General features: G+C 65.9%; 16 protein-coding genes. 11 read left to right on the top strand and 5 right to left on the bottom strand.

Annotated elements, in window-relative coordinates; all coding sequences use genetic code 11:
• Positions 1–263 precede the first annotated feature (263 nt).
• Complete coding sequence (locus tag ACV7NQ_RS03230) at positions 264–1,283, bottom strand: Gfo/Idh/MocA family protein (RefSeq protein ID WP_463358229.1); 1,020 nt, start codon at positions 1,281–1,283, stop codon at positions 264–266.
• A gap of 88 nt (positions 1,284–1,371) precedes the next feature.
• Positions 1,372–2,376 carry a LacI family DNA-binding transcriptional regulator gene (locus ACV7NQ_RS03225; protein WP_463358228.1) on the bottom strand — a complete coding sequence of 335 codons (1,005 nt, stop codon included), beginning with the start codon at positions 2,374–2,376 and terminating at the stop codon, positions 1,372–1,374.
• Between the two features lie 265 nt (positions 2,377–2,641).
• Here ACV7NQ_RS03225 and ACV7NQ_RS03220 point away from each other — a divergent pair, with 265 nt between their 5' ends.
• The 8 genes from ACV7NQ_RS03220 (at position 2,642) to iolD (ending at position 11,383) form a co-directional block, all read left to right on the top strand.
• Positions 2,642–3,556 (top strand): TIM barrel protein, encoded by a 915-nt coding sequence (locus ACV7NQ_RS03220; protein ID WP_463358227.1) that lies wholly within the window; start codon positions 2,642–2,644, stop codon positions 3,554–3,556.
• Complete coding sequence (locus tag ACV7NQ_RS03215; RefSeq protein WP_463365521.1) at positions 3,556–4,572, top strand: sugar ABC transporter substrate-binding protein; 1,017 nt, start codon at positions 3,556–3,558, stop codon at positions 4,570–4,572. The genes ACV7NQ_RS03220 and ACV7NQ_RS03215 overlap by 1 nt, the downstream gene beginning before the upstream one ends.
• A gap of 6 nt (positions 4,573–4,578) precedes the next feature.
• Positions 4,579–5,631 carry an ABC transporter permease gene (locus ACV7NQ_RS03210; protein ID WP_463358226.1) on the top strand — a complete coding sequence of 351 codons (1,053 nt, stop codon included), beginning with the start codon at positions 4,579–4,581 and terminating at the stop codon, positions 5,629–5,631.
• On the top strand, positions 5,628–6,413 hold the full coding sequence (locus tag ACV7NQ_RS03205) for an ATP-binding cassette domain-containing protein (protein ID WP_463358225.1): 786 nt from the start codon (positions 5,628–5,630) through the stop codon (positions 6,411–6,413). Before ACV7NQ_RS03210 ends, ACV7NQ_RS03205 begins: the two co-directional genes overlap by 4 nt.
• A gap of 162 nt (positions 6,414–6,575) precedes the next feature.
• Positions 6,576–7,514 (top strand): 5-dehydro-2-deoxygluconokinase, encoded by a 939-nt coding sequence (iolC, locus tag ACV7NQ_RS03200; RefSeq protein WP_463358224.1) that lies wholly within the window; start codon positions 6,576–6,578, stop codon positions 7,512–7,514.
• Positions 7,505–8,464: a Cgl0159 family (beta/alpha)8-fold protein gene (locus ACV7NQ_RS03195; RefSeq protein ID WP_463358223.1), complete on the top strand. Its 960-nt coding sequence runs from the start codon at positions 7,505–7,507 to the stop codon at positions 8,462–8,464. Before iolC ends, ACV7NQ_RS03195 begins: the two co-directional genes overlap by 10 nt.
• The gene (gene iolB, locus ACV7NQ_RS03190; protein WP_463358222.1) at positions 8,461–9,348 is read left to right on the top strand and encodes a 5-deoxy-glucuronate isomerase; all 888 of its coding nucleotides are present in this window, start codon (positions 8,461–8,463) and stop codon (positions 9,346–9,348) included. The genes ACV7NQ_RS03195 and iolB overlap by 4 nt, the downstream gene beginning before the upstream one ends.
• 127 nt (positions 9,349–9,475) lie before the next feature.
• Positions 9,476–11,383 (top strand): 3D-(3,5/4)-trihydroxycyclohexane-1,2-dione acylhydrolase (decyclizing), encoded by a 1,908-nt coding sequence (iolD, locus tag ACV7NQ_RS03185; protein ID WP_463358221.1) that lies wholly within the window; start codon positions 9,476–9,478, stop codon positions 11,381–11,383.
• A 70-nt stretch (positions 11,384–11,453) separates the two neighbouring features.
• Here the strand turns inward: iolD and ACV7NQ_RS03180 are convergent, their stop codons facing one another.
• Positions 11,454–12,110, bottom strand: coding sequence for a hypothetical protein (locus ACV7NQ_RS03180; protein ID WP_463358220.1), 657 nt, complete (start codon positions 12,108–12,110; stop codon positions 11,454–11,456).
• Between the two features lie 151 nt (positions 12,111–12,261).
• On the opposite strand from ACV7NQ_RS03180, the gene ACV7NQ_RS03175 reads away from it, so the two are divergent.
• A complete protein-coding gene (locus ACV7NQ_RS03175) occupies positions 12,262–13,035 on the top strand; it encodes a TetR/AcrR family transcriptional regulator (RefSeq protein ID WP_463358219.1) in 774 nt (257 codons plus the stop codon).
• Between the two features lie 343 nt (positions 13,036–13,378).
• A complete protein-coding gene (locus ACV7NQ_RS03170) occupies positions 13,379–13,582 on the top strand; it encodes a cold-shock protein (RefSeq protein WP_040693519.1) in 204 nt (67 codons plus the stop codon).
• A 77-nt stretch (positions 13,583–13,659) separates the two neighbouring features.
• Here ACV7NQ_RS03170 and ACV7NQ_RS03165 read toward each other — a convergent pair whose 3' ends face one another.
• A complete protein-coding gene (locus ACV7NQ_RS03165) occupies positions 13,660–13,809 on the bottom strand; it encodes a hypothetical protein (protein ID WP_463358218.1) in 150 nt (49 codons plus the stop codon).
• A gap of 74 nt (positions 13,810–13,883) precedes the next feature.
• Between ACV7NQ_RS03165 and ACV7NQ_RS03160 the strand changes: the two genes are divergently transcribed.
• Positions 13,884–14,405: a winged helix-turn-helix transcriptional regulator gene (locus ACV7NQ_RS03160; protein WP_463358217.1), complete on the top strand. Its 522-nt coding sequence runs from the start codon at positions 13,884–13,886 to the stop codon at positions 14,403–14,405.
• Here the strand turns inward: ACV7NQ_RS03160 and ACV7NQ_RS03155 are convergent.
• Positions 14,402–15,175, bottom strand: coding sequence for a nucleotidyltransferase domain-containing protein (locus ACV7NQ_RS03155; RefSeq protein ID WP_463358216.1), 774 nt, complete (start codon positions 15,173–15,175; stop codon positions 14,402–14,404). The two genes, ACV7NQ_RS03160 and ACV7NQ_RS03155, sit on opposite strands and share 4 nt — an antisense overlap.
• Positions 15,176–15,963 lie beyond the last annotated feature (788 nt).

Raw genomic sequence — 15,963 nt, 5'->3', positions numbered from 1 at the left:
TGGTGTCGTCTGAAACGCCTACGACCGTTACCACAGGGAGCTGGCACTGAGGCGCGATGATTTCTACGCATGCGCGCGTGCCGACCTCGAGGTTTGTAGCGGTGCGCTTCCAGCCAGCTACCTGATTGGCTTGGCTATGACGGCAAACGATTCCAGGACTTCATGATCAGGCCCAGGGCTGTCAGCGGTGGTGTCTGCGCGATTCTTGATCCGAGCGACGTTGATTGTCACCGGTAGGCGGGCCGTCTACCGGTGAACCGGAATCAACGGCGGAGTTCGGCTACCGTGACCGGCCGTGATTCCCGGCGGGAAAGTTCGCAAGCCTCGGCGATATAGAACGCCTCGAGGGCGTCGTTGGGGCTGCAAGGGTTGTCGAGTTCGCCGGTCACGACGGAGACGAAGGCGGCCAGTTCTTCGGTGTAGGCGCGGCGGAAGCGGTCCATGAAGCCGGGGTAGGCGGGGTAGGGGGAAGGGGTGTAGTCGGGTTCGACCGAAGTCAAGGGTGAGCGGTCGTCCAGGCCGACGACGGCGTTTCCCTTGGAGCCCAACGCTTCCAGTCGGACGTCGTACCCCGCCCCGTTGTATCGGGTGAGGGAGACGGTGGCGAGGGCGCCGTCGTCGAGACGCAGCAGGACGGCGGCGGTGTCGACGTCGCCCGCGTCGGCGAAAAAGGATTCCCCGCGGTTGGCGCCGACCGCGTAGACCTCTGTGACTTCACGTCCGGTCACCCACCGGATGATGTCGAAATCATGCACACCGCAGTCCCGGAACAACCCACCCGATCGCTGAATGTATTCGGCGGGCGGTGGTGCCGGGTCGAGGGTGGTGGCGCGTAACGTGTGCAGCCACCCGAGGGTGCCGGACCTGATGGCTTCGCGGGCGGCCTGGTAGCCGGCGTCGAAGCGGCGTTGGAAGCCGATTTGGACTGGAACGGTGGAGTTTTGGATGTGGTCGATGACGTCCAACGTGCCCTGGATGTCGGCGGCTACCGGCTTCTCGCAGAAAACGGGGATGCCCGCGTCGACGGCGCGGGTGATCAGTTCGGGGTGGGAATCGGTGGCGGTGGCGATGACGAGGCCGTCGATGTCGGAGGCGAAAAGGGTATCGATGTCGGGGGCGAATTCGACGCCGAGTTTGGCGGCGGTGGTGCGGGCGCGTTCCTGGTCGGCGTCGGCGACGATGACGGTCTCGACGCCGGGGAGATGTTTCAAGGTTTCGGCGTGTGAGGTGCCGATTCGTCCGGTGCCTGCCAGGCCCAAGGTGACGGTTGTTGCGGATGTCATCGTCGCTCCTCCTGGTGAAACTCATCGTGTGGTGGGGAATTCGCCATCGGATGTGAGTTCGAACTCGGGGTGGCCCATAGGGCCTGATTCAGCTGCGGAGTATGGCCGTCGTCGCGCGGACGACCAGCGAGGGCTGTAGGCGACGACGGACCGGATCGGTGCGGCCGTCGCGGAGGCGTTCGGTCAGCGCTTCGATGGCCAAGCGGCCCATTTCGGTGCGTGGCTGATCGATGGTGGTCAGAGAGACATGCCGCAGCGCCGCCAGTGACGTGTTGTCGTAGCCGACGATGGAAACGTCGTGCGGCACCCGCAATCCCGCCTCTTCCAGTGCGGACATGGCGCCGACGGCGTTGAAGTCGTTGCTGCACACCAGCGCGGTGGGGAAGTTGTTGTGGGAAAAGAGGTTCAGGAGTTTCTGCACGGCGGCGATGCCTGCTGAGTCGGTGTGTTCGCTCGGGATGATCATCGGCTCCAGGCTGTTTCGCGCCATGGCGTCGCGGTAGCCGCGGCGGCGCGCGGCGGAGGTGAAGGCCGCGCCGCCGTCGAGGTGCACGATGCGGCGATGGCCCAGGGCAGCAAGGTGATCGACGGCCAGCGCAGCGCCGACTTCGCCGTCGTCGTTGACGGTGTCCACGTCGGGGATGGTGGAGCTGCGGGAGACGAGGACGACCGGACCCTGTTGTGCCGCATCGCGGATCGCGGCGACGGGCAGCACCGGTGACAGCAGGATGATGCCGCCGGGGCGGAAGGACAACAGGCTTTCCAGCGCGGTGCGTTCGCGGGCGGTGCTGCGTCGGCCGGTATTGAGGATCAGCTCCAGCCCGGCGTCCTGCGCGGCCGCGTCCATGCCCTCGACGACGTCGGCGAAGAAGGCGTTGCGCAGGTCGGAGACCATGACGCCGACGATGTTCGAGGTCCGGCTGGCCAGGGATCTCGCCATGATGTGCGGTTGGTAGCCGAGGTCTTTCGCGGCCTCGAGCACGGCGCGGCGGCGGTGCTCGCTCACTTTGGGGGAGTCGCGCATGACGAGAGAGACCAGCGCGCGGGAGACGCCGGCGCGGGCCGCGACGTCGTCCATGGTCGGTCGCGTCATGTCGCCTCCGTTCCGCGTTCGGTGATGCCTGCGGTGTCGGACGTTACAAGGTTGGCGCGTGCGAAGCAATAGAGCGCTCTAATTGGACATTTTCACGCGTCACCGCCTCTTCATCAGCACAGGTGGACGTTATATTCGCAGGTAATAGCGTTATATAGGCTGCCGAAGCAGTACTTGACACGCTATGACCTACGTTACATAGTTGGAGCGCTCCAACAGTTTGGAGCGTACACGTCGATAGACACCGAAGGTCGGAGAAGTCCCGATGACCGAACCGCTCTACCCGCTGCGTATCGCGGCCGCGCCAATCTCATGGGGAGTCTGCGAAGTCCCCGGCTGGGGCCACGTGCTCGACGCGCGCACCGTGCTGACCGAGATGGTCGCCCTCGGGATCTCCGCGATGGAACTCGGCCCACCCGGGTACCTACCCCAGGATCCAGTCGAATTGCGTGCGCTGCTCGACGGGTTCGGCGTCAGCTCGGTCGGTGGCTTCCTCGCTCTCGCACTGCATAAGGACCCACAGCGCGCGATCGAAACCGCACGGGAAACCGCCGCCCTGTTCGCCGCGACGGGTGCCGAGGTGCTCGTCCTGGCTGCCGCGACCGGACTCGACGGATACGACACGCGCCCAACGCTTTCCGACGACGAGTGGCGGACCCTCGTCGAATCCGCCGCCGCGATCGGGGATGTCGCCGCGGAACACGGTCTGCGCACCACGCTGCACCCGCACGTCGGCACCTATGTCGAGACCGAAGCCGAAGTCGACCGCTTCCTCGCCGATTCCGATCTCGACCTCTGCCTCGACACCGGGCATCTACTCATCGGTGGCACCGACCCGGTGCGACTGGCCCAGCGGTACCCCGACCGCGTCGGCCACATTCATCTCAAGGACGTTCGCAGCGCGATCGCCGACGAGGTCCGCAGTGGCGCAGTGGAATACAGCGAGGCTGTGCGTCGCGGACTGTATGTCCCGCTCGGCGCAGGCGACGTCGATATCGACGCCCTGGTGCGCGCCGTCCACGAGGCCGGCTACCAGGGTTGGTACGTCATAGAGCAGGACGCCGCACTGAGCCCCACCGATTCGGCAAAGCTGCCGAGTCGGGATGCCGAACTCAGCTTGAATTACCTCGCGAGCCTTGGCTCCACACTGGCAAGTCGTACGAATCTAGTTGGGAAGTGATGACAATGATGTCAATTCGATCGCGTCGGGCGGCCACCGGGTGGCGGCGGTCGCGCGCGCTGCTGCCGTGTATGGCGACGGTTGCCGTGCTCGCCGCGTGCAGCGGCCCAGGCTCCGACAGCAATCCCTCGACCACCCAAGCCCCTACTGCCGAAGGCAAATTGGGCTCCGTTGCCGTGGTGACCCACGGCAGCGCCGGTGATGCCTTCTGGAATGTCGTCAAGAACGGGGCCCAGGCGGCGGGCAAGGACCTCGGCGTCCGCGTCGACTACCAGTCTTCCGGTGACCCGGGCCAACAGGCGAAGCTCATCGATAACGCGGTGGCGCAACACGTCGACGGTCTGGTCGTCTCGATGGCCAACCCGGAGGCGCTGCGATCGTCGATCGAAAAGGCTGTCGCCGCTGGCATTCCGGTGGTCACCATCAATTCGGGCGAGAACGACAGCGCCACGTTCGGCGCGATCGGCCATGTGGGACAAAGCGAGACGCTCGCCGGCCAGAACGCGGGCAAACGTCTCGCTGATGCGCACAAGACCAAGCTGCTGTGCGTGATCCACGAGGCAGGCAATATCGGCGCCAACCAGCGCTGCGACGGCGCCGCAAAGGGATTCGGCAATGCGACCACGCTGCAGGTCGACATCAACAACCCGACCGACGCGCAGTCCCGGATCAAGGGCGCGCTGGAGGCGGACAAGTCGATCGACGCGGTACTAACGCTGAATTCGCAGGTGGCGGCGCGCGCGGTGGATGCGGTGAAGGAATCGGGCTCTGCCGCAACGGTTGCCACCTTCGACCTCAACAACGATGTGGTCGAGGCGATTCGAGCGGGCAAGCTGCTCTTCGCGGTCGACCAACAGCAGTACGAGCAGGGTTATCTGCCCGTCGTGATGCTGAAGCTGTACCGGTCGAACATGAACAGCGTCGGCGGCGGCGCACCGGTGCAGACCGGTCCTGCCTTTGTCGACAAGAGCAACGTCGAGGCCGTCGCCGCGCTGGTGGCGCGGGGCAATCGGTGAGTTGATATGACTGTTGCCACGCAAACACCCGACACCACACCGACGCAGCGGCCGGACGGTCCGACGCTGTGGCAGCGGATGGTCGTGCGGCCCGAGATCGGGGCCTTGCTCGGCGCGCTGTTGGTGTTCGTGTTCTTCTCGGTTATCACCGACCGTTTCCTCAGCCCCCTGGGTGTCGGGACCTGGCTGGACGATTCGTCCACGCTGGGCATCATGGCAGTCGCGGTGGCGTTGTTGATGATCGGCGGCGAATTCGACCTGTCCGCAGGCGTGATGACCGCGTCCACCGCGCTGGTCACCGCGCTGCTCTCGGTGCACGCGGGTTGGAACATCTGGTTGGCGCTGCTGGCGTCGCTCGTATTCGCCTTGGTCGTAGGAGCATTCAACGGCTGGGTGGTGATGCGCACCGGTTTGCCGAGCTTCATTGTCACGCTCGGTACGTTTCTCGCGTTGCAGGGCTTGAATCTCGGTGTGACACGGCTGGTGACGAACACGGTTCAGGTGTCGGGTGTGCGTGGCGCGGCAGGCTATCAGTCGGCGGGCTCGGTGTTCGCCTCGACCATGAACATCGGCGGCCTCACCATTCAGGCCTCGGTCCTCTGGTGGGTCGTGGTGACCGCGGTCGCCTCACTCGTGTTGGTGCGCACCAGGTTCGGCAACTGGATCTTCGCGGTGGGCGGTTCGTTGCCGAGCGCGCGCGCCATCGGGGTGCCTGCGATACGGACGAAGATCCTGCTGTTCATGGGCACGGCATTCGCCGGATGGGTGGTCGGCTCCTGCAACATCCTTCGGTTCTCCAGCGTGCAGGCGAATCAGGGGGTCGGGCTCGAACTGCACTACATCATCGCGGCCGTGGTCGGCGGCTGCCTGCTGACCGGTGGTTTCGGATCGGCGATCGGCGCCGCGATCGGTGCGCTGATCTTCGGCATGGCGCGGCAGGGCATTGTGTTCGCCCGTTGGGACAGCGACTGGTTCATGCTGTTCCTCGGCGTGCTCCTGCTGGCCGCGGTGCTGGTCAATAACAGATTCCAGAAGCGAGCCGAGAGGGTACGCCGATGACTACTCCACTGATCGAAGCGATCGATATCGGCAAGAGTTACGGCGGCGTTGTGGCGCTGCAGGATGTCAGCACCGTGGTGAACGCGGGCGAGGTCACCTGCATCCTCGGCGACAACGGCGCGGGCAAATCGACCCTCATCAAGATTCTCGCGGGAGTCCACCAGCACGACCGCGGCGAACTGCGGATGGACGGTGAAACGATCCGATTGTCCTCGCCCCGAGAGGCTTTGGACCGTGGCATCGCGACGGTGTACCAGGACCTCGCCGTGGTGCCGCTGATGAGCGTCTGGCGAAACTTCGTCCTCGGGTCCGAGCCGACCCTCGGATACGGTCCGCTGCGACTGCTCGATCGCCGCAAGGGTCGCGAGATCGCGCGACAGGCGTTGGAGGACATGGGAATCGAAATCCGGGACATGGAGCAGCCGGTCGGCACACTCTCCGGTGGTCAACGACAGTGCATCGCCATCGCCCGTGCTGTGTACCACGGAGCCAAGGTGCTGATTCTCGACGAACCGACCGCGGCGCTCGGCGTGAAACAGGCCGGTGTCGTGCTGAAGTATGTCGTCCAAGCGCGCGACAGCGGCCTCGGCGTCATCCTGATCACCCACAATCCGCACCACGCCTACCCGGTCGGTGACCGGTTCCTGCTGCTGAAGCGCGGCGCGATGCTCGGTTCTTACGAGAAGTCGGAGATCGATGTGCAGGAACTGACGAGTCAGATGGCAGGCGGCGCCGAGTTGGACGCCTTGCAGCACGAATTGGAGCGGGTGGTGACGCCGTGAGGTACCGCCCGGCGCCATACCCACAGCCAAAGCCTCGTCGCGACGGCCGAGGCCGAGACGAGGGTCGTGCGACGCGAGTTACTACGGGTGGTGGCGGAATGAGGACACCGGAATCTCGGAGCACCGTTGGCCGGACGGCGAGGACATGAGGGCGGTGGCACGGTGACCGGCCTCGAGGTCCTGACGATCGGACGCGTCGGTGTCGACCTCTATCCGCAACAGAGCGGTGTGGGCCTGGCCGAGGTCGAGACGTTCGCGAAGTTCCTGGGCGGCACCGCGACCAATGTCGCGGTCGCCGCCGCAAGGCTGGGCAGGCGCAGCGCGGTGCTCACGAAGGTCGGGCCCGATGGCTTCGGTGACTATGTGCGGGCCGCGCTGGAGGGATTCGGTGTGTCGTCGAGCTACGTGACGACCGCGCCGAATCTGCATACCCCGGTGGTCTTTTGCGAACTCGCGCCGCCCGCCGACCCGCCCCTGCTGTTCTATCGAGCGCCCATCGCCCCGGATCTCACCATCACCGAGGACGAAGTCCCTTGGGAAGCCGTGGATTCGGTTCCACTGCTGTGGGTCACCGGCACCGGTGTCAGCGCGGAACCCGCCCGGTCCACCCAGCGGACGATCCTGGAACGTCGGGCCCGCAGTGGGCATACCGTGCTCGACCTCGACTACCGGCCGATGTTCTGGCCGGACGAGGCCACCGCGCGCGCCGAGATCAGCTGGATGCTCGACCACGTCAATGTGGTGGTGGGCAACAGGACCGAAGTGCAGGTGGCGGTCGGCACCGCCGATCCGGACGCGGCGGCCGACCGGCTGCTGGCCCGCGGTGTGCGCCTGGCGGTGATCAAGCGCGGCGCCGACGGTGTGCTCGTCGCCACCGAATACGAACGCTGGTCGGTGCCGCCGTGCCGTGTCGAGGTGGTGTGCGGGCTGGGCGCCGGCGATGGGTTCGGTGGTGCGTTGATCCACGGTCTGCTGTCGGACTGGGATCCGCAGCGGATCGCCACCTACGCCAACGCCGCCGGTGCGTTGGTGGCCTCGCGGCTGGCATGCGCCGACGCGATGCCGACGAACGCCGAAATCGAGGAGGTGCTGTGTATCTGACCGATCAGCGCTGGCGCGAATTACTGCACGTGCGCGCGACCGACCCTGCGGCGATCGAACGGGCATATGCGAAACGGCTCCGGCGCCCGAGTCTGTTGCCGGACAAGGAAACCCTGTTCCTCGTCGCCGCCGACCATCCGGCGCGCGGCGCGCTCGGCGTCGGCTCGGATCTGACCGCGATGGCGGACCGTCGCACCCTGCTGGAACGTCTGCTCGTCGCGCTGGCGCACCCGGCCGTCGACGGTGTGCTCGGTTCTCCGGATGTGGTGGAGGAACTGCTGCTGCTGGACGCGCTGGACGACAAGATCGTGATCGGTTCGATGAACCGTGGCGGTCTGGCGGGTGCCGAGTGGGAGATCGACGACCGTTTCACGGGATACGACGCCGACGCACTGGTGCGATTCCGGCTGGATGGCGGCAAAATGCTGCTGCGCCTAGTGGATTCGGATGCGGGCACGATCCCGACGCTGCATGCCTGCGCACAGGCCGTCTCCGAATTGGCCGCGCACGGCCTGATGGCCATGGTGGAGCCGCTGCCGTACCGCCGCGACCACAGCGGAGCCCTGGTGATGAGCAGGGACGCACCGGCATTGGCGCGGGCGATCACGGTGGCGTCCGGCCTCGGTGTCACCTCCGCTTACACCTGGCTGAAAATTCCGGCGCCGCAAGACTCTTTCGTCCTCGACGCGACGACACTGCCGGTGGTCGTGCTCGGCGGCGCGCCATCCGGCGACCCGGCCGCGGATCTCGCCTCTTGGGGTGGCGCACTGAGTCATGAGGTCGTGCGCGGCCTGGTGGTCGGCCGTACCCTCCTCTACCCGCCCGACGGGGATGTCGCGTCCGCGGTGGACGCGGCCGCACAAGTGCTCCAGGGACGCCCGATGACCGCGCCGGTCGTCCATCAGGACCCGCTCGGCCGAGCCGCCCTTCGGAATTGGGAGGCTCGATGAAGCTGCATCGACCGGCCGGGAGTTTGACCGATGGGCCGGATCCCGTACTCCTCACCTCGGAAGGTGCGGGGTGGAGCTACACCGGACTGCGGGTGCTGCACCTGGGCGCGGGGGAGACGCGGACCGTGCACACCGGCGAGTACGAGGCGTTCGTGCTGCCATTGGCCGGGTCGTGCACCGTCCGCGTGGACGGCCTGGCGTTCGAATTGGCCGGGCGGGATTCGGTTTTCACCCGCGTCACCGACTTCGCCTATGTGCCGCGCGATGCCGAGGTCGAGCTGTCGACGGTCGGCGAGCTGGAGGTCGCGCTGCCGATGGCGCGCTGCGCGAATCGCCTGGAACCGAGATACGGTCCGGCCGAGCAGGTTCCGGTCGAGGTGCGTGGCGCGGGGCGGGCGACTCGGCAGGTCACCAGCTTCGGCGCACCCGGAATATGGGACCACGCCGACAAACTCAACGCGTGTGAACTGATCACGCCGGAGGGCAACTGGTCCTCGTACCCGCCGCACAAGCACGACGAGGCGAGCGAATGCGAAGTGGTCAACGAGGAGATCTACTACTTCCGTATCGCCGGGCGCGACGGGATCACCACCTCGACCGAGGGTTTCGGCATGCACCGGACATACACCGCCGACGGCGCACTGGACGAGAACGTGGCCGTCCGCGACGGTGACGTCTTCCTGGTGCCGCACGGCTACCACGGCCCGTGCATTGCCGCCCCTGGCTACCCGATGTACTACCTCAACGTGCTTGCGGGCCCGGCCCCGGAACGCTCGATGGCCTTCTGCGACGACCCCGCCCACAGCTGGGTGCGCGACAGTTGGGCGGAACAACCGACCGACCCACGCTGCCCGGTCACCGACCACGAAGGACGGCGCGCATGACGCTCGACACAGCAGAGGTCTCGGAGGACGGGCTGATTCGCCGATCATCGCCGACGTTCGCCGCTCGCCTGCGCGCCTGTGCAGGCGGCCCGCGGCGCTCGTCCACCGACCAGCCAGGACGATCCGCATGAAGTTGACGACTGCGCAGGCACTGGTGAGCTGGCTGGTCGCCCAGCGCTCGGAGACGCTCGACGGACGCGAAGTACCGTTGTTTCCAGCTGTTTTCGCTATTTTCGGGCACGGCAACGTCCTGGGTCTGGGTACCGCGCTGCAAGAGCGCCGCCACGAGATACCGGTCTGGCGCGGGCATACCGAGGAGGGCATGGCGCTCGCGGCGGTCGGCCTGGCCAAGGCCACCGATCGACGTCAGGTCGGCGTCGCGACCTCCTCGATCGGCCCCGGTGCGTTGAACATGGTGACCGCCGCCGGTGTGGCGCACGCGAATCGGCTTCCGCTGCTGCTGCTTCCGGGCGACACGTTCACCACTCGCGCGCCGGATCCGGTGCTGCAGCAGGTGGAGCACTTCAACGACCCCACCCGCACGGTGAATGACGCGTTCCGCGCGGTGAGCCGTTACTTCGACCGGATTACCCGCCCCGAACAGTTGATCGCGACACTGCCCCAAGTGGCGCGCGTACTCACCGATGCGGCCGACGCCGGGCCGGTGACTCTCGCACTGCCGCAAGATGTCCAGGCCGAGATCTACGAGTTCCCGGAGTCGCTCTTCGAGCCGGTCGTGCACCGCATCCTCCGACCGCGCGCCGACCGCCGGTCCCTCGCCGATGCCGCTGCTGCGCTACGCGCCTCTTCCCGGCCGTTGCTCGTGCTAGGTGGCGGAGTGCGTTACTCCGGTGCGGGCGGTCGAGCGCTGGAATTCGCTGAGCGACATGGTATTCCGGTCGTCGAGACAACCGCTGGCCGCACTCTCGTCCCACACTGGCACCCGCTGTATGCCGGACCGCTCGGCGTCACCGGAGCCGCGTCCGCCAACACCATGGCAGCAGAAGCCGACCTGGTGCTTGCGATCGGTACCCGGTTGCAGGACTTCACCACCGCGTCGTGGACGGTCTTCGCACCCGACGCCGCGTTGATCACCATCAATGCGGCCCGCTTCGATGCCGTGAAGCATGGCGCGCTGGCGGTCGTCGGCGACGCCGATGTGACGCTTCAGGATTTGGCGGAGTATCTGGCCGGAGACACCCTCGGGCAGGCGAACATTCGGCAAGACGCTTCCGGCGGCGCCGACACTCACTCGTCGAGGTGGCGAGTCGACACCGCCTGGCCCGCCACCGCGGCCGCGAGGCGCGCCGAGTGGGACGCGCACATCGGCACATTGCGTGCACCGACGGCGGGCACGCCCACGTATGCCCAGGTGGTGGGCGTGGTCAACGACCTGAGTGGGCCGGACGATTACGTCATGACCGCCTCCGGCGGCATGCCCGGTGAACTCGTCGGCGGCTGGCGGGCCACCGGCGGCGCGCCCACCATGGACGTGGAGTACGGATTCTCCTGTATGGGTTACGAACTCGCCGGTGCGTGGGGTGCGGCGATGGCGCACACCGACGGACTGGTGACCACGATGCTCGGCGACGGCTCCTATCTGATGCTGAACTCCGAGTTGTTCTCGGCCGCATTCGCCGGGCACCCGCTGGTCGCCGTCGTGTGCGACAACGACGGCTACGCGGTGATCGCCCGGCTGCAGGAAGGCCAGGGCGGCGAACCGTTCAACAATTTCTACGCCAACTGCCGCACCAGCCACGCCGAGCCGCCACGGGTGGACTTCGCAGGCCACGCACGTTCGCTGGGTTGTGCGGCATTCACCGCGACTGATCTGGGCGAGTTCCGCGACGCCTACGTGCAGGCCCGCGACGCGGCGCGCAGCGAGTCCCGTCCGGCGGTGCTGGTGGTGCGCACTCAACCGTCGTCGTGGACCGAGGCCGGGGCGTGGTGGGAGGTCGGGGTGCCCGAGCACCTGTCGGGGCGGGCGGAGTATGACGCGGCGAAGGCGCGGCAGGTTCGCTATACGCGGGCGTAGGGGGCTCGGGTTGTGGCTGGATTCGGCATAGAACGCCCTGCTCAAGGCCATGGCTCGAGCTCGAATCCGATCAAGCTGCCGATGTCGATCGTGTCATCGGGGCGGGCTGTCGCGTCATCGCCAGCGTCGCACTCACCGTCAGGATCCACAGCATGGTGAGGCCGCCGACGGTGGCTGTCGTACCCCACCCGTTGGCCGCATAGAAGTTGGCCGGTGTGTTTCCGAAGTACAGCGAGGGGACGAATGCGACGTTGATCAGCGCCAGCACCCAGGCCGACCAGGCGACCCAGCGCGGCAGCAGCGCGGTACGCAGTACCGCGAATCCGATTGCGGCGAAGAACAATCCCTCCAGCAGGCGGGAGATCGTTCCGTACAGGATGTAGGTGCCGCTGACCGTGATGGTCGGGTCGATCGGTTCGGGCGCTTCGATTACCGCACCGACCTCCAGCGCCATCGAGACGAACGCGGCCGTCAGCCACATCAGCCCCGCGATGGCGGCGACGGAGCCCACCCATTCGTAGGCGGTTTGCTTCAGCAAGTACCCCAGGCCCGACATGAAGACGATGAGCAGTGTCAATCCGGTGAGGCCGAACACGCTGCGGGTCAACACATTCGAGTCGGGTGGCGGCCCGTCGTAGACGAAGTACAGGGGCAGTTCGATCAGTATCAGAATGGCGGCGACGAGGCCGCCGATTCCGGTAGCGCGACGTATTGCATTGGCGTCCATGTGCTCTCGCTTTCCGAGGGGTGCCGAGGTGGATCTATCGCCGACGTGCGTGACGGCGCGGGCATCGCTCGATAGTATACGACTTATACTATAAGGCGCATGTTAAAGTGCCGCGACGCTGTGACCAGCGAGAACGGAGGCAGTCCCGACCATGTCCGAAGACAAGTTGCCGGACCAGCTCGTGCGGTTGTGGCGGCTGCCGATCGGACCGCGACTCGGCCGTCCGGCGGAACTCGACGTGAATCGGGTCGTCGACACGGCGGTGACACTGGCCGATCGGGACGGACTCGCGGGCGCGACGCTGCCGAAGATTGCTGCGGCGCTGGGTGTTACGCCCATGTCGCTCTACCGGCATATCGGCTCCAAGGACGAGCTGATCGTCTTGATGGCCGACTTGGGCACCGGCCCGGCCACCGAACTCGCCGCATCGAACGGCGAGTGGCGCACGGACCTGCGGCACTGGGCACTGGCGCAACTCGCTGTCTACCGCCGCCATCCCTGGTTGGCCCAGCTGCCGGTCAGCGGGCCGCCCCGCGGCCCCAACGCGATCGACTGGATGGATGCGGGCCTGCGCGCTCTACGTGACACGGAGCTGGACTGGGCCGCCAAGGTCGGCGTCATCACCGTCGTCAGCGGGTATGTCCGGCAGGGCCATGTATTGGCAAGCCAACTCGAACAGGGCAGTCGGGCGGCGGGCCTGGCGCAGGCGCAGGTCGAGCAGAACTATGGCCGCGACTTGGCCCGGCTCGTCGACTCCGCCCGTTATCCGGATGCGGCCCAACTGTTTTCCGCGAACATCTTCGAATCGCCGCCCCCGGACGACGGAACCGATGACCCCGACTTCACCTTCGGCCTCGAGCTCATCCTCGACGGCGTCGCCGCCGCGATCCGGGACGCCGCGTCGGCCGGAGATGGTGCGTCGTGAGCCGCCGCGCGCGGTAGTCGCCGACACCTTGCACGGTCTCGCGCGGAAGTCGGGACATCTCGCACGGTCGCGCGCCACGATCGTTGTGCGACCGCAACATTGCGATCTCGGCGCGGTCTCGAACCGGCCGCTTTTGCGAGCTCAGGCCGCCGTCAGGGCCGATTCCGGGGTCCGCGCGCCGGGGCGGAATCGGAGGGCGCAGGCCCTCAGGAACGTCGGTTTCCTCACAGTCTGGGGAGTCGGATGTGGAGGAATTCGTCGGATGATGGCATTGTTGATGGCGAGATCGGGCTTATCAAAGTGATCTGCTCGGCTCGCCTACAGGAAGTAAGAAGTAAAGAACATGGCTCAAGGCAGTGTGAAGTGGTTCAACAGCGAAAAGGGCTTCGGCTTTATCGCTCAAGACGGGGGCGGCCCTGACGTCTTCGTGCATTACTCGGCCGTTAGCGGCTCGGGTTTCCGGTCCCTCGAAGAGGGCCAGCGTGTGGAGTTCGAGATCGGCCAGGGCCAGAAGGGTCCTCAGGCCCAGGACGTCCGCGCTATCTGATCAAGCGTGACTTCTGAGAAGCTCGCACCCGGCAACGGGTGCGAGCTTCTTGTCATAGCTGGGGGAGATTCGGCAGCTCAGGAGATCTTGGCGAACTGCACGTGGGTGACCGCGGGCGAGCTCACCACCGAGGTGCACTCGTATCGGGGCAGCGTCCCGAGTTCGTCGTAGAGTCGTTCGCCCGCGCCGAGCAGGATCGGCACGACGGCCAGATGCGCCTCGTCCACCAAACCCGCGAGTCACAACTGATTGTATATTGCAATCAGAAGTTCGATATCGATTCCGCGAAGAGGAGCACCGCATGCGCGACGAGGGACGCTCGGGCTGCCCGATCAACGCGACGATCGAGGTGATCGGCGATCGGTGGACGCTATTGGTGCTGCGTGACGTGATGTTCGGCAATCGGCGCCACTTCCGTGAACTGTTGGCCGCCTCCGACGAGGGAATCGCCTCGAACATCCTGTCCGATCGGCTGAAACGACTGGTCGCGGCCGGTCTGCTCAGCCGCGAGGACACGCGGCCGGGGCAGAAGGCCGAGTATCGGCTGACCGAACCCGCCATCCAGTTGGTGCCGATCATGGCGCAGCTCGCCGCCTGGGGGTTGCGGCACCGGCCCACCACGAAACAACTCCGGGTGCGTGCCGAACTCCTCGAAGCCGGTGGACCGGAGCTGTGGGCTGAGTTCATGGACGAGCTGCGGGAGTCGCACCTCGGGATCCCGCGTCCCGATCATGGTGGGCCGAGTGCCACCGAACGGCTGGCGCACGCCTACGCCGAGGCTATGGATGGCCGAGTCGCAGTAGCCAGCAGTGAGTTGCCCTAGCGTCCGATGGCCAGCGCCTCTTTGCGGAAGAAATCCGCGGTCATCGCGCGAGCGCGCTCCAGATCGCGATCCGGCGTCTTCGGGAAAGCATCTGCGGCGCGGTCGAATTCGGCGGCGATGAACGTGTCGATCGGCAAAGGCACGGTGCCGCTGCCCATTTCGCGGGTGCGCGACTTGAGCTCGGTCAGCTCGGCAACGGCCGCAACCAGATCCGCGGGCAGCTCGCACTGCTCGAGCAGCGTCGGCAGGTGCATCGGCGCCACCACGGCATCCGGATGCTCGCGCAACCACCGCAGCGCCATGGCCGGACGCAGCGAATAGAACACTTTCTTCAGCGACCGGTGCTGGTCTGACAGTGCCCGCTGTCTGCTGCCCAGATGCAGGTAGTGGCGGGCAACCTGGTTGCGGTCGGCGACTTCGGTTGCCAGCGTGCGCAGTTCATCGCGGAAGCGAGCATCGCCCCGGTACACGATCGGCGACATCAGCCACTCGATCAGGACAGCGTTGCCCTTGACAAGCAGCCGCAGCGCCTTGGCCAGATCCCAGCCGTTCACATCGAGCAGATCCACGAGCGGGGTCTCGATCACGTCGCGGGTCCGCCACGGCGACAGGTAGGTGTCCAGGTTCGCCACATAGACGAAGCGGCAGTCGTAATCCGAGTCGGGTGAGGGGAATCCCCAAGCGCGGCTACCACTCTCGATCGCCAGCCGCACCGACACGCGAGGCTCGCGCTCGACCCGATCCAACTCGGCGTCGATTGACCCGACCACCGTCGGGTCCATGGAGCTGGGGATCGCGCGCAGGGACATTCGGCGATGCTATGTGTCGGCGGCCCTGAAGTGCAGCCCATTTTCGCCGGCGCAGTTCTTCATCCACCACACCGCGTTCATCCACCTGGTGCCGGTCTACGTCGGCACCGCAATGCTGCCCCCTCGCGCTGATGCATGCGCGGCCGTATCTGGCCGCGCTCTCCGGTGGTCTCGCTCGGCGCGACCGCTGATTCGCCGATGAAGGTTCGCGCGCGCTGACCTCTGCCACGTCTGGCCGCAGCGGCGTCCGTGAATATTTCGTGTCGGAGAGACGCGAAAAGTGTCACGTATGTCCGAGTTTGTTCGAGACTTTCCTGTTGGCAATTCTCAGACTCATGCCATGTTCCTCTCAGGAACTCGCAATGTCGATCCTTTGCGGGAGTAATTAAGAATGTAGAAAAATTGGACCTGACCAGGGATTCGGTATCTTTGCAGGTAGGGAACAATATGGACGATTGTCCAGCTTGCAATTATTGACAAATGTAGTCTGCCTCACATTCGTGTCGAATTCCGTAACCGGATTTGTTCCTGCCTCGATAGGCCATATGCCAGCCAGCCCAGCTGGATTTTTTCGACGAGAGGTAATCATGATCCCCGTTATCATCCACACCGGTAGCGCCGCCGTGCACGGTCTCTTCAGCACCGTGGGTGCCGCCCTGCACGGCATCCTCCACACCCTGGGGACCGGTTCGTTCGGCCGCTGAGTAAGCATGACGGTCGATTGATTCGACTTCCAGCCGGCCCCAGAC

The sequence above is a fragment of the Nocardia sp. Tas62D01 genome, from assembly GCF_055232035.1.
The sequence above is the reverse complement of the archived record's forward strand: the minus strand, read 5'-3'. Positions and strand labels throughout refer to the sequence as shown.